The following is a 23,137-nucleotide window of genomic DNA, read 5'->3' as shown; positions in this document are numbered from 1 at the left end:
GTGGAACCGCCTCCTCTGCGAGCGGTGCAGCGGTGACCGGGCCGGTCACCCGCGGGTGAGGACCTGGTCAGTTGCAGGAGACCGGACCCCCGCTGTCGAGGACCGCGCCGTCGTACCGCACGAACTGCCACGAGTAGCCGCCCGCGGCCAGGGTGAGCTTGAGCACCCCGTTCGCCAGCAGGCGCTTCTCGCTGTTGGCCCGGATCGTGCCGAAGGGTTTCGTCGACGCGCCTCCGGTGCCGACGATGAACTGCCGGATCCCCGACGAGGAGGGCTCGGCGGTCGGTTTCTGTTTCGCGAACCGCTCGTAGTCGTGGTCGTGACCGCTGAGCACCAGGTCCGCGCGGACGCCGTACAGGGCGTCCCAGAACGGCCTCATGTTGGGGAAGTCGCCGTGCGAGGAGCCGGAGCTGAAGAGCGGGCGGTGCCAGTAGGCCAGCACGCAGGGTTTGGTGTTGCGGGCGAGGTCGTTCTGGAGCCAGGTGACCTGCTCGCTGCCCGCGGTCCGGCTCGTCTCGGAGTTGAGCGAAACGATGTGCCAGTTGCCCAGGTCGAAGCTGTACCAGCTCTTCCCCGCGGGTTTGGCCGCCGCGCCGAAGTACTCGAAGTAGCCCGCCGCTCCGTCGCCGAGCCCGTACTCGTGGTTGCCCGGCGTCGGCTTGGTCCTCGCCTTGAACCGGCCCCAGGTCGGCGCGTAGTAGCGGGTGAACTCGTCATAGGTGCCGTTCTCGTACTGGTTGTCGCCCAGGGTCAGCACGACGGCGGGGTCGATGGCGAGGACCCTGTCGGAGGTGCGCGTGTGCGCGCATCCGCTGCCCTGGCAGGTGGTGACCATGTCACCCGCCGCCACGACCACCTGCTCGCCGCCCTGGCCCCCGTCGGGGCCGAGCGCGGCGGTCTCACTGACGCTGGCCCAGGAGCCCTCCAGGCTCTGCCAGAAGGAGATCCGCACGTAGCGGGCGCTGACCGGCGCGGCGTACGGGTAGCTCTCGAAGCCCGCGGTGCTCCCGGAGCTGCGGCCGGCCCAGACCTTGGTGTAGGCCGCGCCGTCCGGCGAGGTGTAGATGTCGAAGTCGTTCCACCGCAGGTCGCCCCGGTGCCAGGCGATCTTCAGGCCGCACATGGTGCGCGCCTGGCCCAGGTCGAGCACCAGGTTCGCGCCGAACCCCTCCCCCGACCACCTGGTGGAGGTGTCGCCGTCGACCGCCTGCCGCGGCGGGTTCACCGGCTCCCAGGTACTGGCCGTCACACCGGAGACCGGCTGGGCGGTGGTACACCCGGGAATGACCGGGACGACGTCGGAGGGGACGGCGACGGCCCGGCCTCGAACCTGCTCGTCGGCCTGTTCGTCGGCCTGCGCGGTGCCTCCGGCGCCGAGCGCCGACAGCAGCAGGAGGGCGCAGAGCGCGGCCCGTACGGGTTTCCTTCGTGACATATGTGATCTCCCTGTCGGCGGTGGGGGCCGCCCGGACCCCGGGTCGCGGAACACCGGCCGGGGTCCGGAAGGCGCGGGCGTGACGGTTCGAAGAGCACGGACGCGGGGATCAGGAGGCGCCGACGGCGGTGGCCTCGGCGATACTGGCCCAGCCGTTGCCCGCGGAGCTGTTCCACCACGAGATGCGGACGAACCGGGCCTGGTGCCGCGGGAAGCGGTACGGTTCCGCGTTCAGGGTGGTGCCCGAGCTGCGGCCCTCCACCACCTTGGTGTAGGTCACGTTGTCCGGCGAGGTGTAGACGGTGTAGTCGTTCCACCGTTGGTCGCCCTGGTACCAGGCGACGTCGACCCCGCACACCGGCCGCGAGGCGCCCAGGTCGAGCACCAGGTTCGCGCCGAACCCCTCCCCCGACCAGCGCGTCGCCGGCTTCCCGTCGATCGCGTTCGCGGGCGGGTTGGCCGCCTCCCAGGTGCTGGCGGTGGCACCGGCGGGGGTGAGTCTCACCGAACAGGGTTCCGCCTGGCCGGCGGGGTCGATCTCCCGGACGCTGAGCCTGCTCACGTCGACCCTGGTGGCGTCGTCCCAGCGGAACGCCGCCTTCGGGCCGCCCCAGGTCACCTTCTCGGTACGGGTGCCGCCGCAGGGGTTGTCCGTGTCGATGGACCATCCACCGGTGTCGTCACGGGAGGTGACGCGGGTCCAGGTGTTGTTCCCCGCCCGGTCGAGGTACGCCTCCACCCGCACGCCGCCGGGGATGTCGTACATGACGACCTTGAAACCGACCGTCTTGCCCTTGATCGAGGCACCGCCACCGGTGTAGGTGCCGTTCGCGTATCCGTCGCCCTTGCGGTGGTAGATCTCCTTCTCGATCTTGACGGCCCCGTCGGCGTAGCGCAGGTCCGCCTTGTAGGCGGTACCCCAGCACGCCTCGGGAGTCTGGCCGCTGCCGGTGTGCCGGGCGCCGCGGGCGTACCAGGTGAAGGCGTCCCCGTCGTCGGTGCCGCTGACGTAGCGGACGTATCCGGTGATCTCCACGTTCCGCCAGTCGTTGCGGTCGTGCATGAAGCCCCGCGAGCGCAGGTCGGGCTGGCGCCAGACGAGGTCGTCCTCGTGCTCGTCCTGGTCGTAGGTGGTCGTGGAGACACCGATCCGGGTGGCGGTGTCCCGCACGGTGAAGGTGCCGTCCGAGTTGGGCGCCAGGGTCGCCCCGTCGAGGCGGGGGTCGGCGGCGGGGGTCTTCGACAGGTGCCAGACCTGTCCCCCGGCCCTGGTCGGATAGATCATGGTCACCCCGTCGACGGGGTCGGGGCCGGCCAACGACGCCGGCGCCGGGGTGGGGGTGGAGGTGGGGGCACCGGTGGTGAACCCGGTGGTGGACAGGGTGCCGGCGGCGGCCAGCGCGATCATCAGGGAAAGGGGGCGGGGTCGTCGCATCGGGAGTCGCCTCTCCGTGGGGGGAATTCACCGGGGGAGCTCCCGTGCCGCGCGGCGGCACGGGAGCGGTGGGATCGCGTGGGACACCGGTCAGGAGCCGAGGACGGCCGCTTCGGTGATGCTCGCCCAGTCGTTCTGCGGGTTCTGCCAGAAGGAGATCTTCACGTACCTGGCGTCACGCGGACCGTTCGTGAACAGCTTCTGCTCAAGCCCGGTCGTCGTGCCCGAGCTCCGGCCCTCCCACGCCTTGGTGTAGGTCACGTTGTCCAGCGAGGTGTAGACGGTGTAGTCGTTCCACCGTTGGTCGCCCAGGTGCCAGGCGACCCGGGTGCCGCACGTCCGGCGCACCGAGCCCAGATCCAGGAACAGCGAGGCGCCGAAGCCCTGCCCCGACCAGCGGGTGGACAGGTTGCCGTCGATGGCCTGGGCCGGCGGGTTGATCGGCTCGAAGGTGGTCGCGGACGCGGACGCTATCGGGAGGGTGGCCGTACCGCAGTCAGTGCCGCCACCGGCCGGGTTCACGTCCTGGTAGCCGGCCCGCTCGTCGCCCAGCCGCAGCGCGTCGTAGAACATGACCCGCTGGGTGGTGGTGGACTGTGACTGCTCCTTGTTCCAGTCCCACTTGTAGATGCCGAACTTGAAGTACGGCGAGTACGGGCCTCCCGCGTGCGTGGCGCCGGTATACGACGGCATGGCCGGCTGCCCGTCGCGCCACACCTCCAGCACTCCCTTGTCGTCGGCGCGCCACTTGACGTGGAAGACCCAGTCGGTCCACCTGCCGGTGGCGTAGGGGCCGAGGTCGATGATGTTCCCCCGGAAGTCGATCTTCCAGTGTCCCTCGTCGGTGAGCAGTGCCAGCGGCGGCGAGCCCTTCGGGCAGTTGCTCTCGTCGCACTGGTGCCACTGGCTCACGATCTCGGCCGAGGGGTCGTGGACCCAGCTGCTGGGCAGGTTGATGCTGAAGCCGTACCACCGCTCGGCGTTGACGGGCTGCTTGTTGCTCTGGCTGATCTCGGCGCGCTTGCCGTTGGAGATCAAGGGATCGCTCTTGTTGAGCTGGAAGCGCGCCGCGTAGGAGCCGTCCCGCACCGGGCTGGTCACGGTGGTGGCACCGTGACTGCTCACCCACTGCTTGATGAAGCCGGGCGGCGGGGTTCCCGGTATGGTCCGGTCGGCGGCGTTCTCCCAGTTCAGGGTCCTGAAGACGCCCGCGGGATCGGCGCTCGCCGACTGCGCGGACAGCGTCGAGCCCCCGAGCGCCATCGCCAGCGCCGCCGCGGTCAGTGCCGCGGCCCTCTTCCAGATCACTGTCATCAGCTCCCCAGTGGCAACCCGTGCCCTCGCCACTCCGGCGCGGGCCGCGCGCTTGCCGGTATTCGTTGAGCACAGCGTTCCGGAGCACTCAGTGGCGGTCATGAGTAGGCAATGCTCAATGCCCGATGACCGCCTGTCAGGGGCTCCGGTAAGGCCGAAACCGCGAAAGCGCGGCGTGGTGACGCGGGCGCCCGCCCTTCCTGGGATATGAACCTGTGCTGGGGCCGCTCCCCTCCACAGCGGGGAGCCCGGGAACCGTACGGGGGATCTCTCATGTTTCGCAGGACCTGTCTCGTCCTGGTCGTCGCACTCGGCACGTCGGTGGTCGGCAGCGGCGCGAACGCTCAGGCGACCTCAGACGTACCGCGCCGGCCCTGGCCGTCGGCCGAGGCCGTCATCAAGGACACGGCCGGAAAGAATGTCGGCTTTCTGAGCATCGACCACAGGCTGTACAACAAGTCCAGGCTCACCGTCACCGTCAGCGGCCTGAACGCCGGCTATCACGGCTTCCACGTCCACACCCGGGGCGTCTGCGATCCCAAGGCGGTCGACCCGGTCACCGGCAGCCCCTTCTCCAGCGCGGGCGCGCACTTCGCCATCCACCCGGCCACGCACGGCGAGCACTCCGGCGACCTGCCCAACCTCCTCGTCGCCGAGGACGGCACCGGCGAGACCACGGTCGTGACCGACCGCTTCCGGGTGGGCCAGCTCTTCGACTCCGACGGCAGCTCCATCGTCATCCACACGCTGCCCGACAACCACGCCAACATCCCGGACCGCTACCGCCCCGCCGACCCCGGCGACCCGGCCGGCGGCAGCGGCCCGGACGCGGAGACCCTCAAGGCCGGGGACTCCGGCGGACGCGTCGCCTGCGGCGTGATCACCAGGAACTAGGATCCGCCGCCCGACGCGTTGTCGCCGGTCGCAGGCTCCAGCGGCTTCCAACCGTCCTCCAAGAGCGGCCGGGCAGGATTTCCCATGGAAAGGGGGATCATCGCCATGCAGGTCATGACCGGCCGGATACATCTGGCCCTGCTGCTCGCGTGGGCGGCCTTCGCCGCGCTCCTGCTACTGCTCACCTGAGCACACACCCGGTACGGCCTCCGCCCGGGGGGACGGAGCCGTACCGGATCCGTCAGGGGCTCTCGTGCGGCAGCTCGACGGTGATCGTCAGGCCGCCCTCCTCCCTGGAGCCGGCGATCACGACACCACCGTGCGCCTCGGCGACGACCCGGACTATCGACAGTCCCAGACCGCTGCCGCGATCGGAGCGCAGCCGGTCGCCGTGCAGCCGCCGGAACGGCTCGAAGATGGTCTCGATCTCGTAGTGCGGTACGGGCAACCCGGTGTTCGCCACCACCAGCTCCACCCGGTCGGCGCGCTGCCGAGTGGTCACCCACACCTGGCCGCCATCGTGGTTGTGCCGGATCGCGTTCTCCACGAGGTTCTGCACGAGCCTCTCGACCAGCACCGGCTCACCGGCGGTCGGCGCGGGGTCCAGCAGCCGGTGGATGGTCACCCCGCGCTCTCCCGCCTCCTTGCCCGCCAGGTCGAGCACATGCTCGACCACGTCGGTCAGGTCGAAGGGACGGCGGTCCAGGACCGCCTGCTCCCCCTCGGTCAGGGCGAGCAGGCCGTCGATCAGCCGCTCGTGGCGGGCGTTGACCAGCAGCAGGGACTCACCGAGCCGCTTGACGTCCTCCGTCGCATCGGGCCGCCTGACCGCCACGTCCACCAGGGTGCGGTTGATGGTGAGCGGGGTGCGCAGCTCGTGGGAGGCGTTGGCGACGAAGCGCCGCTGGCCGTCGAAGGAGCGGGCCAGGCGGCCGACGATGATGTCGACGATGTCGACGAGCTCCTTGACCTCGTCGTCCCGCCCGGCGTAGGTGATGCGCCCGGTGAGATCATGACTCTGGGCGATGTACCGCGCGCTCGCGGTGACCTCCCCGACGGGGCGGAGCGCCCAGCCTGCGGCCCGCCAGCCGACCGCCGTCGCGATCCCGGCGGCCACGAGCACCGCGAGGCCGCCCACGGTGAGGACGTTGTTGATCGTGTCGGCCTGGTAGACGCGCCTTACCTGCGCCACCCGCTGCTCCGCCACCCGGTACTCGGGATGCTCCGGCCTGTAGTAGAAGCCCGCGACCCGGATGTGCTGGGGATGCCGCAACCCGTCACGGGGCTCCAGGCTCTGCCGTACGAGGAAGGCGAGTCCCGCGACCAGAACGGCGCCGATGTAGAGGACCACCGTGCCGCAGACGACGGCCAACCGGAAACGAACGCTCATCCTCATGGAATGCGGTATCCCACTCCCGTGACGGTCTCGATGACCGGTGGATCGCCGATCTTACGGCGCAGCTTCATCATCGTGGTCCGCACGGTGTTGGTGAACGGGTCGGTGTGCTCGTCCCACACCTTCTCCAGGAGCATCTCGCTGGAGACCACCGCCCCGTCCGCGCGCAGCAGTTCGGCCAGCACGCCGAACTCCTTGCGGGCGAGCGGCACGTAGCGGCCGTCGCGGAACACCTGCCGGTGCGCCCGGTCCAGGCTGATGCCGGCCCGTACCAGCAGCGGCGGGTCGGCGGGGCGCACCCGGCGGCCCAGCGCGTGGACGCGGGCCGTCAGCTCCTCGAAGGCGAACGGCTTAGGCAGGTAGTCGTCGGCTCCCAGGGCCAGTCCCGCCACCCGGCAGCGCACGTCACCCGCCGCGGTGAGCATGATGATCCGCACCAGGCCGCCCTCGGCGACCACGGCCCGGCACACGTCGTCGCCGTGCAGGCCCGGCAGGTCCCGGTCCAGGACGAGCACGTCGTAGTCGTGGATCCGCAGCCGTTCCAGCGCCGCCTCCCCGTCGTAGGCGACGTCGACGGCGAGCGCCTCCCCGCGCAGCCCCTCCGCGATCGAGTCGGCGAGCATCCTCTCGTCCTCGACCACCAACACCCGCAAAACGTGCCTCCCCTGGCTCCGAGTCGCGCCAGCGTGCCACAGGCGGCATAACGCGGGCGTAACCGGATTCGGTGACGTCAAGGTTATCGATCACTCGCTGGACTGCTCCCACCGTGCCGGGAACCCCCCGGCCCCGGAACGGGGGAACCATCCATGCTCGCCTCACCCGGCGCCGTCACGACCGTACCCACCACGCCCGGCCGGAGCGGGCCGCGCGACCGGCTCCTCGGCGGTCACCTGCCGTTCGCCGTCGCGATCGCGACGGCGGCGGGGCTCCGCGTCCTCGTCATGCTCGGCTACGACACCGCCCAGCTCTACTGGTACGACTCCTTCACCTATCTGAACACCGCGGTCCATCTGGAGCCCTCCGGCGCGTTCCATCCGGCCGGGTACCCCTTCCTGCTCCGGCTGCTGCTGCCCTTCCACAGCGTCCAGCTCATCGCGGGTCTCCAGCACCTGATGGGCCTCGGCACGGCCCTGATGATCTACCTGGTGCTGCGCCGCCACGCACTCCCCGGGTGGGGGGCGGCCCTGGCCACCCTGCCGATCCTGTTCAACCCCGCGTTCCTGCGGCTCGAACACGCCGTGCTCTCCGACACCCAGGTCATCTTCCTCGTCACGGCCGCCCTGACGGTGCTCATGTGGCGGGAGCGCCCTTCGGCGCGGGCGGCCGCGGCCACGGGCCTGCTGCTGGCACTGGCCGGGCTCACCCGCACGGTCGCGGTGCCCCTGTTGGGGCTGGTCCTGCTCCACCTGCTCCTGCGGCGGGCCGGTCGGCGGCGGGTGGTCGCGCTGGTCGTCGCCGGGACGTTGCCGCTCGCCGCCTACGCGGGCTGGTATCAGCAGCATCACGGGCGGTTCGCGCTCAGCGGCTCCGACGGTGTGGCGCTGTGGGCGCGCACGATGACGTTCGCCGACTGCTCGGTGATCAGACCACCGGCCCGGGAGGCGGTTCTCTGCCCGAACGGCACGGTGGTCGACGCCGCGTCAGAGTACGTCTGGGCCGCCGGCGCCTCGCTCAACAGGTTGCCCGGAGGCCGGTTCGCCCACAACGACCTGGCCAGGTCCTTCGCGCTGCGTGCCATCGCCGCGCAGCCGCTCGACTATCTCCGCGAGGTCGCCCGCGACACCTCGCTCGCCTTCGCGGCGACCCCGGTGCGTCATCCCCTGCGGGTCTCCCCCGCCCTGACGTTCCCCGTCGGTTCCTGGCCGCTGCCCGCCTTCCCGCTGATCGACCAGGTGCGCCGGGAGTACGACGGCGGCATCCGGGGGATGTCGTCGGTCGAGCCCTACGGAAACCTCCTCGGCGGCTACACCTACCCCGGGGTCCTGCACGGCCCGCTGCTCGGCGCGCTCCTGCTGCTGGGCGGCCTCGGAGCCGTCGGGCGGCGGCGCCCGGCCCTGCTGCCGTGGGCGACGGCCGTCTTCCTGCTCGTCGCCCCGATCGCCGCGCTGGACTTCGACCACCGCTATGTGCTGCCATCGATCCCGATGGCCTGCCTCGCCGCGGCCCTGGCCGCGGCGGGTCTCAGCCACCGAGTTCGTGCCTGCGTCGCAGCAGGGCGGCGTGGTCGGCGCGGGCCCTGAGCAGGAACGTCACCGCGAGCATGGCCAGCGTCGCGGCGACGGCGACCCCCGCCGCGCCGGCCCAGGTCCCCCTGGTGATCGCGATCGCGGCCGTTCCCGCCGTCAGCAGGACGGTCGCGGCCACCGCCAGCCAGGCGGCGACCACCCGGTCGAGGGCGAACAGCGGCGTCCTGCGGGTCAACGCCCAGGCTCCGTAGCCGGCCCAGGCCAGGCCGAGCGCGACCATCGCGCCGAAGGCCAGGTGCGTACGACCCGGCAGGGTGGGTTCCGTGGCCCACAGCAGACCGGTGAACAGCGCCCCGCCCAGCCCGCCGAGCAGGGCCACGACGTTGCCGATCCGGCGGCGCAGCGACAGCGGCCCGGACAGCCTGCCGATCATGTCGTCGGGGTTCATTCTCGATATCCCTTCTCCGTGAGCCGGTCGCGCAGCATGCGCCGCGCGCGGGACAGGCGTGACTTGACGGTGCCGACGGGGACGGCGCAGATCTGCGCGCAGTCCTCCAGGGAGAGGTCGTGCAGGTAGAACAGCACGAGGATCTCCCGCTCCCTGACCGGCAGCTCCGACAGGCCCGCCAGCAGGCCGGCGCGGTCCGCGAGGGCGTCGGCCGGGTCGCCGGTCGCGCGTTCCTCCTCCGTCAGGACCTCGGGTCTGGCGTACTCCTCGCGGAGCCGGTCGGCCACCGCACGCCTGGCGATCGTGAACAGCCAGGGCGCGAACCTGCCCGGCTCCCTCAGCCGCGGCAGCCCGCGCACCACGGCCACCCAGACCTCCTGGGCCACGTCGTCGGCCTGCGCGGGTCCCAGCATGCGCCGCACGTAGTTCCAAACCGGATCGTGCCAGGCCCTCACCAGCTCGGCGAACGCCTCGCGCTCGCCGAGCCGGCACCGGACCACCAGCAGTTCGTCAGTCACCCTGCCTCCTCGAGGAGGAACAGTCGGGAAACAGGCGCGGGAGGTTCACGCTCCGCCGGACCCCCATCCGGCACGAGGGCCGGCTCGGAGGATCTCAGAAGCCGCTGTCGACGGGGTACTTCCTGCCCGACACCAGGCGCCTCCCGTACAGCTCGGAGAGCGTCACCAACCGGTAGCCCCTGGCGGCGAAATGGTGCAGCAGCCGCGGAACGGCCTGGACGGTGGAGGCATGGATGTCGTGCATCAGCACGATGGAGCCCGGTGTCGCCTCGGCCGCGCGGCGGGCGACGATCGAGGAGTCCCTGTCCCGCCAGTCGAGCGTGTCGACGTCCCACAGGATCTGGGCGAGCCCCAGGTGGCGGCTCTCCGCGGCGACCCGGGCATCGGTCGCCCCGTACGGCGGGCGCATGAGGTCCATCGTCACCCCCGTCGCGCGCTTGACGATCCACTGGGTACGGTTCAGCTGCTCTCTGATACCGGCCTCCGACAGCCCGGGCAGCTCCGGGTGGCTCCAGCTGTGGTTGCCCAGCTCGTGTCCCTCGGCCACCATCCTGCGGAGGATCCGCTCGCCGTCCCCGGGCACCATCTGCCCGACGACGAAGAAGGTCGCCCTGCCCCGGTGCCTGGCGAGCATGTCGAGCAGGGCGGCGGTGTAGGCCCCCGGACCGTCGTCGAAGGTCAGCGCCACGCATCTGACCCGCTCGCAGTTGATCCTGCGTGCCGGGCGCGGAACGGGGAAGTCTCCCACCGGCCAGTCCGGCCGGGCCTCGGCCTTCCTCGCGCCCGCCGTCCCCGAGGCGGTCGCCGAGGGCGCGCCGGCGGCGGGAGCGCCGGCAGGGGCACCGGCGGGCGCGGTACGCCCCGGGGGTCCGGTCGGCCCGGCGGGCACGATGGGCACGATGGGGGCGGTCGGCTCGTTCGGCCCGATCGGCGTGGCCCGCCCGGTGGGCGCGATGGTCGCGGTAGGCGGGGGCGCGCCTGTCGTGGTGATCGGAGAAGCGCACCCAGCCGCTGCGAGCAGCAGGGCCATCGACACCATCCGTACCCGCATGCTTCCCCCCGAAAGCAACGCGAGGACGGCGAGCGGCCCCGGCCGCGTCCCCCGCAAGGTCATAGCCGGGTCTTTCCCAGGATGGGACATAGACCGCCGATTAGCCTGTACCGACGCGCCACTTCGACGCCACATCGAATGAGATGCGCACCCGGGGGCGACGTCTCATCTGATGAGACCAGTTAGAGCCTTAAAAAGGCTCTTTCCAGCGGACATCTCATATCGGTCAGCGATCCGGCGTCTCGCGGGGCTCGGTCACGACCATCACGAACCGCAGCGGGACGTCCCCCTCGTTGGCGTACCGGTGCGGGCGGTCGGCGTTGAACACGACCGCGTCCCCCTCCTCGGCGATGTGGCTTCTGCCGTACACCGAGAGGGTGAGCCGCCCCTCCAGCACGGTCAGCATCTCGCGCGTGCCCGGTGGGTGGGCGTCGCCGTCGTGGTGGTCGCCGGGGGCCAGCCGCCAGTCCCACAGCTCCAGGATGGCGGGCGCGTCGGTGCCGACCAGCAGGCGCGCGGTGCTGGAGTCGCCGTGCGGGAAGGTGACCACGTCCGTGCTGTGGACGATCCGGACCACGGGTGTGTCGGAGACCTCCACCATCCGCGCGACGGTCACCCCGAGCGCGTCGGCGATGCGGGTGAGCGTGGTGATGCTCGGATTGGTCCTGCCCTGCTCGACCTGGACCAGCATGCCCCGGCTCACCCCGGAGCGCGCGGCGAGCTCGTCGAGGGTCATCTGCCGGTGCGCCCGCTGGGCCCGCACGTTGTTGGCGACCGCGGCGGTGATCGTCTCTGGGTCCATGAGTTCAGTCTAGTTAACTCGTTTTGCACTCTATTGCACTCCATATATTGTACTAGGAGTACATTTCATTGAACTGAGGTGACGTATGACCGCTGTGGTGCTGGCAACGGCCTGCGCGATGGTTTACGGCACCGCGGACTTTCTGGGCGGCATGGCCACCCGCCGGTCGCGGGTGCTCGCCGTGGTGGTCCTCTCCCAGATCACGGGGCTGGCCGTGGCCGTCGTGCTGCTGCCGATCCTGCCGGGGACCCCCGCGCCCGTGACGCTGGCCTGGGGTGCGGCCTCCGGGCTCTGCGGCGCGGCGGCGGTGGTGCTGTTCTACCGGGCCCTGGCCACCGGTGTGATGTCGGTGGTGGCGCCGATCACCGCGACCGTCTCGGCGGTGCTGCCCGTGCTGTTCGGGCTGGCCGTCGGGGAGCGCCCCGAGCCGATGGCGCTGGTGGGCGTGGTCCTGGCGCTACTGGCGGTGCTGCTGGTGAGCCGCGACTCCTCCGGCGGGGGAAGCGGCGGCGGGTACGGCCCGATCCTGGCCTCCCTCGCCGCGGGCGCGGGTTTCGGCGGCTTCTTCATCCTGCTCGCCCAGGCCCCCGCGGAGGGCGGCGCGTGGCCTCTGGTCGGGGCGCGTCTGGCCTCGGTCACCCTCATCGCCCTGCTGGCCCTGACCACCGGCCGCACCCTGCGCCCCGGGCCGGGCACGCTGCGCGTCATCATCGCGGCCGGAGTACTCGACATGGTGGCCAACGTGCTGTTCATGCTGGCCCAGCAGCGCGGGCTGCTGAGCCTCGTCGGCGTCCTGGTCTCGCTCTACCCGGCGAGCACGCTGCTGCTGGCCCGTCAGGTGCTGGGGGAGCGGCTCAACACCGTGCAGACCGTGGGCATCGGCTTCACGCTCGCCGCGGTCGCGCTGATCGCATCCGGCTGACCCCTTCGCCCCGTCAACGACTCAGACCGGCCGGGCCCGCTGCTCGATGGCCGAGCCCGGCAGACCCGTCCGCCCCATCGCCACCGCACAAACGACTCAGGCCACCTTGGCCTGCTCGATCGCCGAGCGAAGACCGCCCTCCTCGCGCGCGTAGCCCTCAAGCATGGTGCGGAGCTGGCGGCGACCCCGGTGGAGGCGGGACATGACCGTGCCGATGGGGGTGCCCATCCGTTCGGCGATCTCCTTGTAGGCGAAGCCCTCGACGTCGGCCAGGTAGACGGCGACCCGGAAGTCCTCGGGCAGGGCACGCAGGGCGTTCATGACCGCGCTGTCCGGCAGCTGCTCCAGCGCCTCGGTCTCGGCGGACTTGAGACCGCTTGACGTGTGGGACTCGGCGGCGGCGAGCTGCCAGTCCTCGATCTCCTCGGCGGCCGAGAGCTTGGGCGAGCGCTGCTTCTTGCGGTAGTCGTTGATGAAGTTGTTGGTCAGGATGCGGTGCAGCCACGCCTTGAGGTTGGTGCCCTCGCGGAACTGGTGGTAGGAGGTGAACGCCTTGGTGACGGTCTCCTGGACCAGGTCCTCCGCATCGGCGGTGTTGCGGGTCAGGCGCATCGCGGACGCGTAGAGCTGACTGGTGACCGGCACGACATCGCGCTCGAACCAGTCCTGGCGTTGCTCTTCCGTCATCGTGATCATTGGATCCCCCTCGTGCTTTTCCCCCCGCTACCGCCCGGCGAGACTGCGCTACACCCTTTCTGACGGCGTAGCCGATGCTCGCAGGCACCCCGTAAGGGGGCCGTTAAAAGCCCTGCGCGATCGGGAGACTGCTCGCTGACTGCGCCAACGGCGGGTACGACACGCCCTACAGCCGAACAAGTATCAATATCGTAACATCGTTCTCCAGATTCAGTCGAAGGTGTGTCTATCATCACATAACCCCAGGTAGCAGCAACTTTCGGGTTAGGAAAGATGTCAACCGCCACGCCCCCTGGACCCGTCACCGGGTCGGGGCCCGCGCCCGCAGAAGTTCCGAGACCCATCTCCACGTCTCCCCGCTTCCCACGCGTCGCGGAATTAATCACCACCTGGAAGACGGCCCGGCACCCCCTGGCGGTTCACCGCCCGCTTCCCCTGGCGGACACGGCTCGTACCGTGTTCGCATCCGAGTATGTGATGTGCGGGTACCCGAAATCGATCAGTATTTGAGAAGACCACGCCCGGGGGGGCGCCCCTGTCGCGGACCGGCCGCGACGCGCAGGGACCGGCACGGCTCGTCGAGCCCGTGCCGGTCCTGGCATCGGAAGGCGGGACAGGCGGCCCGCCCCTCCCGGCCGGTCAGCCGGCCCGGGCCGGGTCGACCTCGAAGATCTTGGCGAGGTCGTCGAGGATGGCGTGCGCGCCCTGGATGCCGACGGCACTCATCCAGACGGTGTCGTTGACGTCGTGCTTGGCGCCCTTGAGCTTGCCCCAGAGCGGGTTGGCCTCGAACTTCTCCTTGACCGGCCCGACCGCCGGGTCCTCGTAGGCCGCGACGAAGATGTGGTCGGCGTCGAGCTGGGAGATGTTCTCCTGGCTGATCGGAACCATGATCGCGTCGGTCACGGTCGGCTGGTCCTCGGGACGCGGGAAGCCGACGTCCTTGAGCACCAGGCCCGAGTAGGAGTTCTCCACGTACAGCCGGACCGTCGGCTCACCCGCGAAGCGGGCGATGGAGACGGTGGGCAGCTCGCCCTCCTTGGCCTTGATGGACTCGCCGATCTTACCGGCGCGGTCCTGGTATTCCTTGATCTTCTGCTCGGCGAGGTCCTCCTTGCCCAGGGCCTGGCCCACGAGCTGGAGGTTCTCCTTCCAGATGGCCCCGGTGGTCTCGCTGAACACCGTCGGCGCGATCTGCGACAGCTTGTCGTACAGCGCCTCGTGGCGAACCTTGGCCGAGACGATCAGGTCGGGCTTGAGCGCGAGGATCCGCTCCAGGCTGGGCTGTTCCAGGGTCCCGACCGAGGTGGCCTCCTTGGCGTGGCCGAGGACCGGGGTCAGGTAGTCGGGGAGCTCCCCTTCGATCCCCCGGTAACTGGTGAAACCGACGACCTCGGTCTCCAGGGTCAGCACCGCGTCGACGAAGCTCTGGTCGAGGGCCACGACCCGCTTGGGCTGGGCGGGGATCGTCGCCTCCCCCATGACGTGCTTCACGGTCCTGGGGAAGGCCGCCGCGTCGCTCGCCGCGGGAGCCGCGGACGCGCCGGAGGCACCGGTGGCCTCCGGGGTGCTCGACCCGCAGGCGGCGAGACCCGCGGACAGCACGGCTCCCGCCACCCCGACGGCCAGGGCGCGCAATGCTCTCATGATTCCTGGATCTCCTCACAAAGTTTAGGTAACCCTTATTTAGCTTAGCTATACCTAAACTGGCATACTCAGCCTCGATCACGCAAAAAAGGGGAGGTCAGGTGATCAATGCCATGTCCGTTCCACGGGCCGCCCCGCCCGGCACCATCCGGAGAATCCACCACCGCCGCCTCCTCGTGCTGGGTGGACTGCTCGCTCTCCTGGCGTCGGCGGTCACGCTGAGCCTCGCGTTCGGGGCCAAACCGATCCCGCCGGCCGACGTCTGGCACGCGCTCACCGGCCCCACGGGTACCGAGAACGACATCATCGTCCGGTCGCTGCGCATCCCCAGAACCGCCATCGGCGTCATGGCCGGGATCGCCCTCGGTGTCGCGGGCGCCCTCATGCAGGGCCACACCCGCAACCCGTTGGCCGACCCGGGACTGCTCGGCGTCACCCAGGGCGCGGCCTTCGCCATGGTCCTCAGCATCGTGGTCCTGGGGGTCGGCAGCCCGTACGGCTACATCTGGTTCGGCCTCGCCGGAGCCCTCGTCGCCAGCGCCGGGGTGTTCGCCCTCGGCATGGCCGGCGGCCGGGGCGGCCCCACGCCGGTGACCCTGGCCCTCGCCGGCACCGCCGTCAGCGCCTTCCTCTACGGGCTCACCTCGGCGCTGGTGCTGCTGGACGAGCAGGCCATGGACACCTTCCGCTTCTGGCAGCTGGGGTCGATAGCGGCCAGGGGCGCGGACGTGGCCTGGCAGGTGCTCCCCTTCATCGCCGTCGGCCTGATCGTGGCCCTGGCAGGCGCGCCCGGCCTCAACGCGCTCTCCCTGGGCGAGGACGTCGCCCGCGCGCTCGGCCAGAACGTCGCCGTCACCCGTGCCACCGGCATCGCCGCCATCACCCTGCTCAGCGGCGCCTCCGTGGCGGTCTGCGGCGCGCTGGCCTTCGTCGGCCTGATCGTCCCGCACCTCACCCGGCCGCTCTCCGGCCCCGATCACCGCTGGCTGCTGCCGTACTCCGGCCTGGCGGGCGCCTCGGCCCTGCTCCTCGCCGACGTCATCGGCCGCGTGGTGGCCCATCCCGGCGAACTGGAGGTGGGCGTGGTCCTCGCCCTCGCGGGCGCGCCGTTCTTCATAGCCCTGGTACGGCGCAGAAGGCCGGTGCGGCTGTGACCTCGACCGCGCCCCCTCGCCTCAGCAGGCGGGCGCTGCGCATCGGTCCCGCCTCCTGGCTGTTCCGGCCGCGCTCCGTGGCCGCCGCACTGGTCCTGCTGGGCACAACGGTGCTGCTCATGGCGCTCAGCATGCGCCTCGGCGACATCCCGATGAGCGTCTCCGAGGTCCTCCGCGCCATCACCGGCGACGGGCCCGACCATTTCGTCGTCATGCAACTCCGGCTTCCCCGCGCGCTGACCGGCGCCGGGGTCGGCGCGGCGCTCGCCCTGTCCGGGGCGATCGTCCAGGCCATCGCCCGCAACCCACTGGCCAGCCCGGACATCCTGGGCGTCACCACCGGGGCCAGCGTGACCGTGGTCGCGGTCATCGTGGCGGCGGGAAACACCTGGGGCGGCGTGAGCGGCGTCCTCGCCGAGGCGGGCGTCCCCGCGGCGGCCCTGCTCGGCGGTCTGGTCGGCGCGCTGACCGTCTACCTGCTGGCCTGGCGCAAAGGCATGGACGGCTACCGGCTGGTCCTGGTCGGCATCGGCGTCTCGGCGATCTGCACCAACCTCAAGTTCTGGCTGCTGACCGTCGGCGACGTCAACGACAGCAGCCGGGCCATGGTCTGGATCAGCGGCTCGCTGAACGGCCGGGGCTGGGAGCACGTGACGCCGGTCGCGATCGCGCTGGCCCTGCTCGTCCCACCGGCGCTGCTCGGCACCGCCTCGCTCGGCGCACTGCGCTTCGGCGACGACACCGTGACCGGCCTGGGGGTGCGGATGAACCTCACCAGGGGGCTGATGATCCTCGCGGCCGTACTCCTCGCGGCGACGGCGACCGCCTCCGCCGGGCCGATCGCGTTCGTCGCCCTGGCCGCACCGCAGATCGCGCTGCGCCTGGCCGGGGTGGCACAACCCCCGCTGGTCGTCTCGGCCCTGGCCGGCGCGGTCCTCACCGTCGGCGCGGACCTGGTCGCCAGGACCGCGTTCAGCCCCGTCGAGCTGCCGGTGGGCGTGGTCACCGGAGTCATCGGCGCCCCCTACCTGATCTATCTCCTCATCCGTGTGCGCAGGAAGGCCCGTACGTGAGACTCCAGGCCGTTGACCTCAAACTGGGGTACGGGGACCGCGTCGTCGTCGACGGCCTCGACCTCGGGATCGAGGCCGGGACGGTGACCGCCGTCATCGGGCCGAACGGGTGCGGCAAGTCCACGCTGCTGCGCGCCATGGGGCGGCTGCTCAAGCCGTCGGGCGGCGAGGTACTGCTGGACGGCAAGCGCATCGACAGGATGCCCGGCAGGGAGGTCGCCAGGGTCCTGGGCGTGCTGCCCCAGTCCCCCTCGGCACCCGAGGGGCTGACCGTCGCCGACCTGGTCTCCAGGGGACGGCACCCGCACCAGACCTGGTACCGGCAGTGGTCGTCCGACGACGAGTCCGCGGTCGGCGCGGCCCTGGCCATGACCGGCCTGCTCGACCTGGGCGACCGCCCGCTGGACGAGCTGTCGGGCGGGCAGCGGCAGCGGGCCTGGATCTCCATGGCCCTCGCCCAGGGCACCGACCTGCTGCTGCTCGACGAGCCGACGACCTTCCTCGACCTCGCCCACCAGATCGAGGTGCTGGAGCTGGTGCGCAGGCTCCACCGCGAGCTGGGCCGCACCGTGGTGATGGTCCTGCACGACCTGAATCTCGCCGCCCGCTACGCCGACCGCCTGGTGGCCATGCGAGACGGCAGGGTCGTCGCCGCCGGGTCCCCGTCCGAGGTGCTCACCGAGGCCCTGCTGGCGGAGGTCTTCGAGCTGGACGCCAAGGTCATCGAGGACCCGGTGGCCGGCACCCCGCTGGTCGTCCCCATCGGCACCCGGTCCCACGCCCCGCACTGAGAGCGAGGCTCGATCTCCGAGACCTCGGGATCGAACCGGGCCACGCCGGTCGGCCTCCCCCGAGACCGACCGGCCCGGCGGGGCTCACCCCCCGAGGAGCGTGTCCACGAAGACCTCGGGATCGAACGGGGCGAGGTCGTCGGGACCCTCACCGAGGCCGACCAGCTTGACCGGCACGCCCAGCTCGCGCTGGACGGAGATGATGATGCCGCCCTTGGCGGTGCCGTCGAGCTTGGTCAGGGCGATGCCGGTGATGTTGACCACCTCGGCGAACACCTGGGCCTGGCGCATGCCGTTCTGGCCCGTGGTGGCGTCGAGGACGAGCAGGACCTCGTCGACGGTGGCCTTCTTCTCGATGACGCGCTTGACCTTGCCGAGCTCGTCCATCAGGCCGGTCTTGGTGTGCAGCCGCCCGGCGGTGTCGACGATCACCACGTCGGCCTTCTCGCTGATGCCCTCGGCGACGGCGTCGAAGGCCACCGAGGCGGGGTCGCCGCCCTCCGGGCCGCGTACCACCGCGGCCCCGACCCGCTCTCCCCAGGTCTGCAGCTGGTCGGCGGCGGCGGCACGGAAGGTGTCGGCGGCGCCCAGCACGACCTTGCCGCCGTCACCGATGAGGACGCGCGCCAGCTTGCCCGTGGTGGTGGTCTTGCCGGTGCCGTTGACCCCGACCACGAGGACCACCGCGGGACGCTCACCGTGCGGCTTGACGTGCAGCGTACGGTCCATGCCGGCACCGATCTGGGTGAGCAGCTGCTCCCTGAGCAGGGCGCGCGCCTCCTCGGGTGTCCGGCTGCCCAGCACCTTCACCCGGGTACGCAGCTCGTCGACCATCGCCCGGGTCGGCGCCACGCCGACGTCCGCGGTGATCAGGGTCTCCTCGATCTCGTCCCAGGCGTCGTCGTCGAGACGGTCACGGGAGAGCAGCTCCAGGAGCCCCTTGCCCAGGGTGCTCTGCGACCGGGCCAGCCGGGCGCGGAGCCGCACCATCCGGCCGGCGGACGGCGGCGGGATCTCGATCTCCGGGATGACGACGACCTCGGGCTCGACCGGCCTGGCCGGCGGCGGCACGGTGGTCGTCGCCTCGTCGTCCATGACCGCGCCCTTGCCGGGGGCCCGCGTCTCCTCGGGGGCCGGCGGCGCCTCGGGCGCCTCGACCCGCGGCGGCGCGCTGGTGCCCCCCCTCCTGAACAGCAGGAGCATGCCGCCTGCCGCCAGCAGGGCGACGACGACGATGATCGCGATTATGCCGAGATAGGCTTCCACAAGACCACAGTTTTCCAGACGCCCCGGGATGCTCCGACCTCAAGGGGTCCGGACGGGTTCGCGGTTCCTCACCGTCGGTCACCATCTCACCGCGCGAACCGTCCTGGTTCGTCCTCGAAAACACGGTTTCGAGCACCGGAGCGGGCTCACGACCGCCCGGCCCCGCACCGGCCCTCCGGAACCGTCCCCGGAGACCCGGGCAGGCTCACGACCTCCCACCGCTCCGTCCCGGAGGACGCCCCCGGAGCACCGCCCGGCCTCTCCGGGAACCCGGGAGGTTCAGGCGGACTCGTTCTCCCTCAGGCGCTGGCTGATGACCTGGGTGACGCCGTCCCCGCGCATCGACACGCCGTACAGCGCGTCGGCGATCTCCATGGTGCGCTTCTGGTGGGTGATGATGATGATCTGCGAGGTCTGCCGGAGTTCCTCGAAAAGGGTGAGCAGGCGCTGGGTGTTGGTGTCGTCCAGCGCGGCCTCGACCTCGTCCATCACGTAGAACGGCGAGGGCCGCGCCTTGAAGATGGACACGAGGAACGCCACCGCGGTCAGCGACCGCTCGCCACCGGACAGCAGCGACAGCCGCTTGACCTTCTTGCCCGGCGGCCGGGCCTCGACCTCGACACCGGTGGTCAGCATGTCCTCCGGGTCGGTGAGCAGCAGCCTGCCCTCACCGCCGGGGAACACCCGCGTGAAGATCGTCTCGAACTCGCGGGCCACGTCCGCGAAGGCGGCGCCGAAGACCTGCTCGACCCGCTCGTCGACCTCCTTGACCACGAGCAGCAGGTCGCGGCGGGTCTTCTTGAGGTCTTCCAGCTGCGAGGTGAGAAACGAGTGCCGCTCCTCGAGGGCCGCGAACTCCTCCAGCGCGAGCGGGTTGACCTTGCCGAGCTGGGCCATCTGCCGGTCGGCCGCCCTGGCCCGTTTGAGCTGCTCCTCGCGGTCGTAGGGAACGGGCTCGCCGTCCGCCGTCGGAATCGGCTCACCGGGGCCGTACTCGGCGATGAGGGTGTCCGCCTCGACGCCGTACTCCTCCACCGCCCGCCCCTGGAGCTGCTCCAGGCGGAGCCGCTGCTCGGTGCGGGCCACCTCGCTGCCGTGTGCCCGGTTGACCAGCTTGTCCAGTTCACCGGTGAGCTCACGGACCCGGACCCGGATCGCCTTGAGCGAGGCGTCGACCTGCCCGCGGGCCCGCTCCGCCTCGTCGCGCTCTCCCGCGGCGGCGGCCAGGGAGGCCTCCAGCGTGCGCAGCGCCAGCTCCGCGCCCCTGACGACCGCCTGGGCCACCCGAGCCTGCTCGCGCCGCCGCTCCCTGCGCTCGGCCGCCCTGGACCTCTCCTCGCGCTCACGCTCCGCGGCGCGCGTCAGCTCCTCCGCCCTGCCGTCGATGCCCCTGACCCGCTCCTCCGCCGTCCGTACCGTGAGGCGGGCCTCCATCTCGTCCTGCCTGGCCGCCGCGCAGATCTCGGCGAGCTCGTCGCGCAGGTCGGTGCTGGGCTCGATCTGTCGCTCCTCGGCGGCCACGGCCGCGGCGAGCCGCTCCTCCAGCTCGGCGAGACCGGCCGCGTCGCGGTCCCGCGCCTCCTCGGCGGCCCGTACGCCCGCCGCCAGGCGCTCGCATTCGTCCCGGGCCGCCCTGGCGGCGGCGTCCAGCTGGGCGAGCCTCCTGGCCACCGCGGCGACCTTCTGGTCCGCGTCGCGCTGCCTCGCCCGGACCTGGTCCAGGACGGCCTGTGCCGCGTTGACCCCGGCCTGCGCGTTCTGCACTCCCGTCTGCGCTTCGGCGATCCGCGCCTGGGCGTTCTCGACCGCGAACTGCGCCTCCCCCTCGGCCTCCGCGGTCTCCTCCAGCTCCGTCGCCGCGAGTTCGGCGGCGACCCTGGCCTCGGCCAGGTCGGCGGTCGCCTCGTCGAGCGCGGCCCGCATCTGAATGGCGGAGGTGGCGCCCGCCGAACCGCCGCCGGCGGCGGCGTGGGCCCCCAGCAGGTCGCCGGAGCGGGTGACGGCCCGCAGCCCGGGATACTGTTCGACCGTCTTCCTCGCGGTCGCGAGGTCGTCCACGACCAGCACGTCCGCCAGCAGGTGGGTGGCGGCGGCCCGCAGCTCGGTGGAGACCGTGACCAGGTCGATCGCCCACTCCGCGCCCGCCTGCGGCACCTGGCCCGGCGGGACCGCCGCTTCACCGGCGGCGATGACGAGGCCTGCCTGGCCGCCGTCGCGGCCCCGGAGGAACTCGATGGCGTCGGCCGCGCTCTGCAGCGACTCGACGGCCACGGCCTCGGCGGCGGCCCCGAGCACGGCGGCGACGGCCACCTCGGCACCGGGCCGCACCGACAGCATGGTCGCCACCGGCCCGAGCACCCCGGCCAGGTCGGCGGCGAGCAGCGCGGCACCGCCGTCGGCACCGCCGGCCAGACCCATCTCCAGCGCCTCGAACCTGGCTTCCAGCGCGGCCACCTGGCGCTGCGCCTGCTGGTCGGCCTTGCGTGCCGCGGCGAGGGCGGCCCTGGCGGCGCCGAGCGCGGCGTTCGGGCCCGCGACGGCCGCCTTGGCCTCCTCGACCCCGGCCCTGGCCGACTCGACGGACTCCCTGGCCTGCTCGACCGTCTCCAGGGCGATCTCCAGCTCCTCGGCGAGGGCCGGATCGGCGGCCGGCTCGGCCGTCTCCTGGCTGTCGTGCTCGGCGCGGGCCTCCTCGGCGCGCTGTTCGGCCTCCTCCAGCGAGCGCCGCAACCGGCCGATCTCCTCCTCGGCGGCCCCCGCCCGGCTGCGCGCCGCCCCGGCCTGCCCCCTGATCCTGGCCAGGCCCTCGCGCCGGTCGGCGGCGGCCCTGGCCTCCGCGGCCAGCCGCCGCTCCTCCGCGGCGAGCGCGGCCTCGGTCTCGGTACGCCTGGCCACGGTTTCCGCGAGCGACTCCCGCTCCCCCTCCAGCAGCTCGACCAGGACCCGCTCCTGCTCGCGGACCTCCTCGGCCTCACGCTCGAAGTCCTCCGGGTCGCGCCCCCGCCGCTCCACCGCGGTGTCGACGGCGTGCCGGTGCCGCTCGGCGGCGAGGCCCGCCAGGCCCCTGAGGCGCTCGCGGAGGGAGGAGAGCCGGAAGAACGTCTCCTGCGCGGCGGTCAGGCGCGGCTGGGCCTCGGCATCGGCGGCCTCCAGCTCGGCCTCGGCGGCCTGGCCCTGCTCCAGCTCGGTCTCCACCGCGGTGCGGCGGGCGAGGACCGCCGCCTCGTCGGCCATCTCCCGTTCCAGGGTGGTCCGCAGGGTGAGCACGTCGTCGGCGAGCAGCCGGAGCCTGGCGTCGCGGAGGTCCGCCTGGATGACGGCGGCCTTACGGGCGATCTCGGCCTGGCGGCCCAGCGGTTTGAGCTGGCGGCGCAGCTCGGTGGTGAGGTCCTGTACCCGGGTCATGTTGGCCTGCATCGCGTCGAGCTTCCGCAGCGCCTTCTCCTTGCGCTTGCGGTGCTTCAGGACGCCCGCGGCCTCCTCGATGAACGCCCGGCGCTCCTCGGGTCCGGCGTGCAGCACCTGGTCGAGCTGGCCCTGGCCGACGATGACGTGCATCTCGCGGCCGATGCCGGAGTCGGACAGCAGCTCCTGGATGTCGAGCAGGCGGCAGGTGTCGCCGTTGATGGCGTACTCGCTCTGGCCGGCCCTGAACATCAGGCGGCTGATCGTCACCTCGGTGTAGTCGATCGGGAGCATGCCGTCGGTGTTGTCGATGGTCAGCGTGACCTCGGCGCGGCCCAGCGGTGCCCGCGAGGAGGTGCCGGCGAAGATGACGTCCTCCATCTTGCCGCCGCGCAACGACTTGGCGCTGTGCTCCCCCATGACCCAGGCCAGGGCGTCGACCACGTTGGACTTGCCGGATCCGTTGGGGCCGACGACCGCGGTGATGCCCGGCTCGAAGCGGAGCGTGGTGGCCGAGGCGAAGGACTTGAAACCGCGCAGGGTAAGGGTCTTGAGATACAAGGAGAACCCCCCATTCACGGTGTGGTCGCGCCGGTCCGCGTGTCGCGCCGTGCCCCCGGGCGCCGATGAACGCGTCTTCCCCCGTCAGCCCACGGCTTCGCCAACGCGGGAAGACTACCGTTCTTCACCCGCACCCGCCCGCA

Annotated in this window: 19 protein-coding genes; 6 read left to right on the top strand and 13 right to left on the bottom strand. The window is 71.6% G+C overall.

All coding sequences use genetic code 11. The annotated features are described in order from the left end of the window. Positions 1 to 67 precede the first annotated feature (67 nt). The 3 genes from ACFQVD_RS40645 to ACFQVD_RS40635 all read right to left on the bottom strand — a co-directional run bounded on the left by ACFQVD_RS40645 (position 68) and on the right by ACFQVD_RS40635 (position 4,184). The gene (locus ACFQVD_RS40645; RefSeq protein WP_343978710.1) at positions 68 to 1,435 is read right to left on the bottom strand and encodes a discoidin domain-containing protein; all 1,368 of its coding nucleotides are present in this window, start codon (positions 1,433 to 1,435) and stop codon (positions 68 to 70) included. 109 nt (positions 1,436 to 1,544) lie between these two features. Then, positions 1,545 to 2,870 carry a discoidin domain-containing protein gene (locus tag ACFQVD_RS40640; RefSeq protein ID WP_343978713.1) on the bottom strand — a complete coding sequence of 442 codons (1,326 nt, stop codon included), beginning with the start codon at positions 2,868 to 2,870 and terminating at the stop codon, positions 1,545 to 1,547. 90 nt (positions 2,871 to 2,960) lie between these two features. Then, a complete protein-coding gene (locus ACFQVD_RS40635; RefSeq protein ID WP_343978716.1) occupies positions 2,961 to 4,184 on the bottom strand; it encodes a heparin lyase I family protein in 1,224 nt (407 codons plus the stop codon). 273 nt (positions 4,185 to 4,457) lie between these two features. Between ACFQVD_RS40635 and ACFQVD_RS40630 the strand changes: the two genes are divergently transcribed. Continuing rightward, positions 4,458 to 5,078 carry a superoxide dismutase family protein gene (locus ACFQVD_RS40630; RefSeq protein WP_343978719.1) on the top strand — a complete coding sequence of 207 codons (621 nt, stop codon included), beginning with the start codon at positions 4,458 to 4,460 and terminating at the stop codon, positions 5,076 to 5,078. Between the two features lie 241 nt (positions 5,079 to 5,319). On the opposite strand, the gene ACFQVD_RS40625 is transcribed toward ACFQVD_RS40630, so the two are convergent. Further along, complete coding sequence (locus ACFQVD_RS40625; protein ID WP_343978722.1) at positions 5,320 to 6,468, bottom strand: sensor histidine kinase; 1,149 nt, start codon at positions 6,466 to 6,468, stop codon at positions 5,320 to 5,322. Between the two features lie 2 nt (positions 6,469 to 6,470). After that, on the bottom strand, positions 6,471 to 7,127 hold the full coding sequence (locus tag ACFQVD_RS40620; RefSeq protein ID WP_343978725.1) for a response regulator transcription factor: 657 nt from the start codon (positions 7,125 to 7,127) through the stop codon (positions 6,471 to 6,473). 153 nt (positions 7,128 to 7,280) lie between these two features. Between ACFQVD_RS40620 and ACFQVD_RS40615 the strand changes: the two genes are divergently transcribed. Then, a complete protein-coding gene (locus ACFQVD_RS40615; protein ID WP_343978728.1) occupies positions 7,281 to 8,714 on the top strand; it encodes a hypothetical protein in 1,434 nt (477 codons plus the stop codon). On the opposite strand, the gene ACFQVD_RS40610 is transcribed toward ACFQVD_RS40615, so the two are convergent. From ACFQVD_RS40610 to ACFQVD_RS40595, 4 genes are all read right to left on the bottom strand, one after another. Continuing rightward, positions 8,656 to 9,108 carry a hypothetical protein gene (locus tag ACFQVD_RS40610; protein WP_343978731.1) on the bottom strand — a complete coding sequence of 151 codons (453 nt, stop codon included), beginning with the start codon at positions 9,106 to 9,108 and terminating at the stop codon, positions 8,656 to 8,658. The genes ACFQVD_RS40615 and ACFQVD_RS40610 overlap by 59 nt on opposite strands. Next, positions 9,105 to 9,626 (bottom strand): RNA polymerase sigma factor, encoded by a 522-nt coding sequence (locus ACFQVD_RS40605; RefSeq protein WP_343978734.1) that lies wholly within the window; start codon positions 9,624 to 9,626, stop codon positions 9,105 to 9,107. Before ACFQVD_RS40605 ends, ACFQVD_RS40610 begins: the two co-directional genes overlap by 4 nt. A 94-nt stretch (positions 9,627 to 9,720) precedes the next feature. Beyond that, positions 9,721 to 10,677 carry a polysaccharide deacetylase family protein gene (locus tag ACFQVD_RS40600; protein WP_386273744.1) on the bottom strand — a complete coding sequence of 319 codons (957 nt, stop codon included), beginning with the start codon at positions 10,675 to 10,677 and terminating at the stop codon, positions 9,721 to 9,723. A gap of 226 nt (positions 10,678 to 10,903) precedes the next feature. Further along, positions 10,904 to 11,479 (bottom strand): helix-turn-helix domain-containing protein, encoded by a 576-nt coding sequence (locus ACFQVD_RS40595; protein ID WP_343978741.1) that lies wholly within the window; start codon positions 11,477 to 11,479, stop codon positions 10,904 to 10,906. An 85-nt stretch (positions 11,480 to 11,564) separates the two neighbouring features. On the opposite strand from ACFQVD_RS40595, the gene ACFQVD_RS40590 reads away from it, so the two are divergent. Then, a complete protein-coding gene (locus ACFQVD_RS40590; protein ID WP_343978744.1) occupies positions 11,565 to 12,401 on the top strand; it encodes a DMT family transporter in 837 nt (278 codons plus the stop codon). A gap of 96 nt (positions 12,402 to 12,497) precedes the next feature. Here ACFQVD_RS40590 and ACFQVD_RS40585 read toward each other — a convergent pair whose 3' ends face one another. Both ACFQVD_RS40585 and ACFQVD_RS40580 read right to left on the bottom strand, forming a co-directional pair. Continuing rightward, complete coding sequence (locus ACFQVD_RS40585; RefSeq protein ID WP_343978747.1) at positions 12,498 to 13,097, bottom strand: sigma-70 family RNA polymerase sigma factor; 600 nt, start codon at positions 13,095 to 13,097, stop codon at positions 12,498 to 12,500. A 639-nt stretch (positions 13,098 to 13,736) separates the two neighbouring features. After that, positions 13,737 to 14,744, bottom strand: coding sequence for an ABC transporter substrate-binding protein (locus ACFQVD_RS40580; protein ID WP_343978750.1), 1,008 nt, complete (start codon positions 14,742 to 14,744; stop codon positions 13,737 to 13,739). A gap of 113 nt (positions 14,745 to 14,857) precedes the next feature. Here ACFQVD_RS40580 and ACFQVD_RS40575 point away from each other — a divergent pair, with 113 nt between their 5' ends. Genes ACFQVD_RS40575 through ACFQVD_RS40565 form a run of 3 tightly spaced genes read left to right on the top strand, consistent with a single transcriptional unit; the run spans position 14,858 to position 17,762 of the window. Beyond that, a complete protein-coding gene (locus ACFQVD_RS40575) occupies positions 14,858 to 15,898 on the top strand; it encodes a FecCD family ABC transporter permease (RefSeq protein WP_343978753.1) in 1,041 nt (346 codons plus the stop codon). Next, positions 15,895 to 16,971, top strand: a complete 1,077-nt coding sequence (locus ACFQVD_RS40570; RefSeq protein ID WP_343978756.1) for a FecCD family ABC transporter permease — start codon at positions 15,895 to 15,897, stop codon at positions 16,969 to 16,971. The genes ACFQVD_RS40575 and ACFQVD_RS40570 overlap by 4 nt, the downstream gene beginning before the upstream one ends. Beyond that, positions 16,968 to 17,762, top strand: a complete 795-nt coding sequence (locus ACFQVD_RS40565) for an ABC transporter ATP-binding protein (RefSeq protein WP_343978759.1) — start codon at positions 16,968 to 16,970, stop codon at positions 17,760 to 17,762. The genes ACFQVD_RS40570 and ACFQVD_RS40565 overlap by 4 nt, the downstream gene beginning before the upstream one ends. A gap of 84 nt (positions 17,763 to 17,846) precedes the next feature. Here the strand turns inward: ACFQVD_RS40565 and ftsY are convergent, their stop codons facing one another. Both ftsY and smc read right to left on the bottom strand, forming a co-directional pair. Further along, positions 17,847 to 19,028, bottom strand: a complete 1,182-nt coding sequence (gene ftsY / locus ACFQVD_RS40560; protein ID WP_343978762.1) for a signal recognition particle-docking protein FtsY — start codon at positions 19,026 to 19,028, stop codon at positions 17,847 to 17,849. Positions 19,029 to 19,307: 279 nt separating this feature from the next. After that, entirely contained in the window at positions 19,308 to 22,994 is a 3,687-nt protein-coding gene (gene smc / locus ACFQVD_RS40555) for a chromosome segregation protein SMC (RefSeq protein ID WP_386273737.1), read from the bottom strand. Between the last annotated feature and the right edge of the window lie 143 nt (positions 22,995 to 23,137).

This window comes from Streptosporangium amethystogenes subsp. fukuiense (assembly GCF_042665875.1).
In the GTDB taxonomy this organism is placed as follows: Bacteria; Actinomycetota; Actinomycetes; order Streptosporangiales; family Streptosporangiaceae; genus Streptosporangium; species Streptosporangium fukuiense.
Note: the sequence above shows the minus strand (reverse complement) of the source record. Positions and strands in the feature narration are given on the sequence as shown.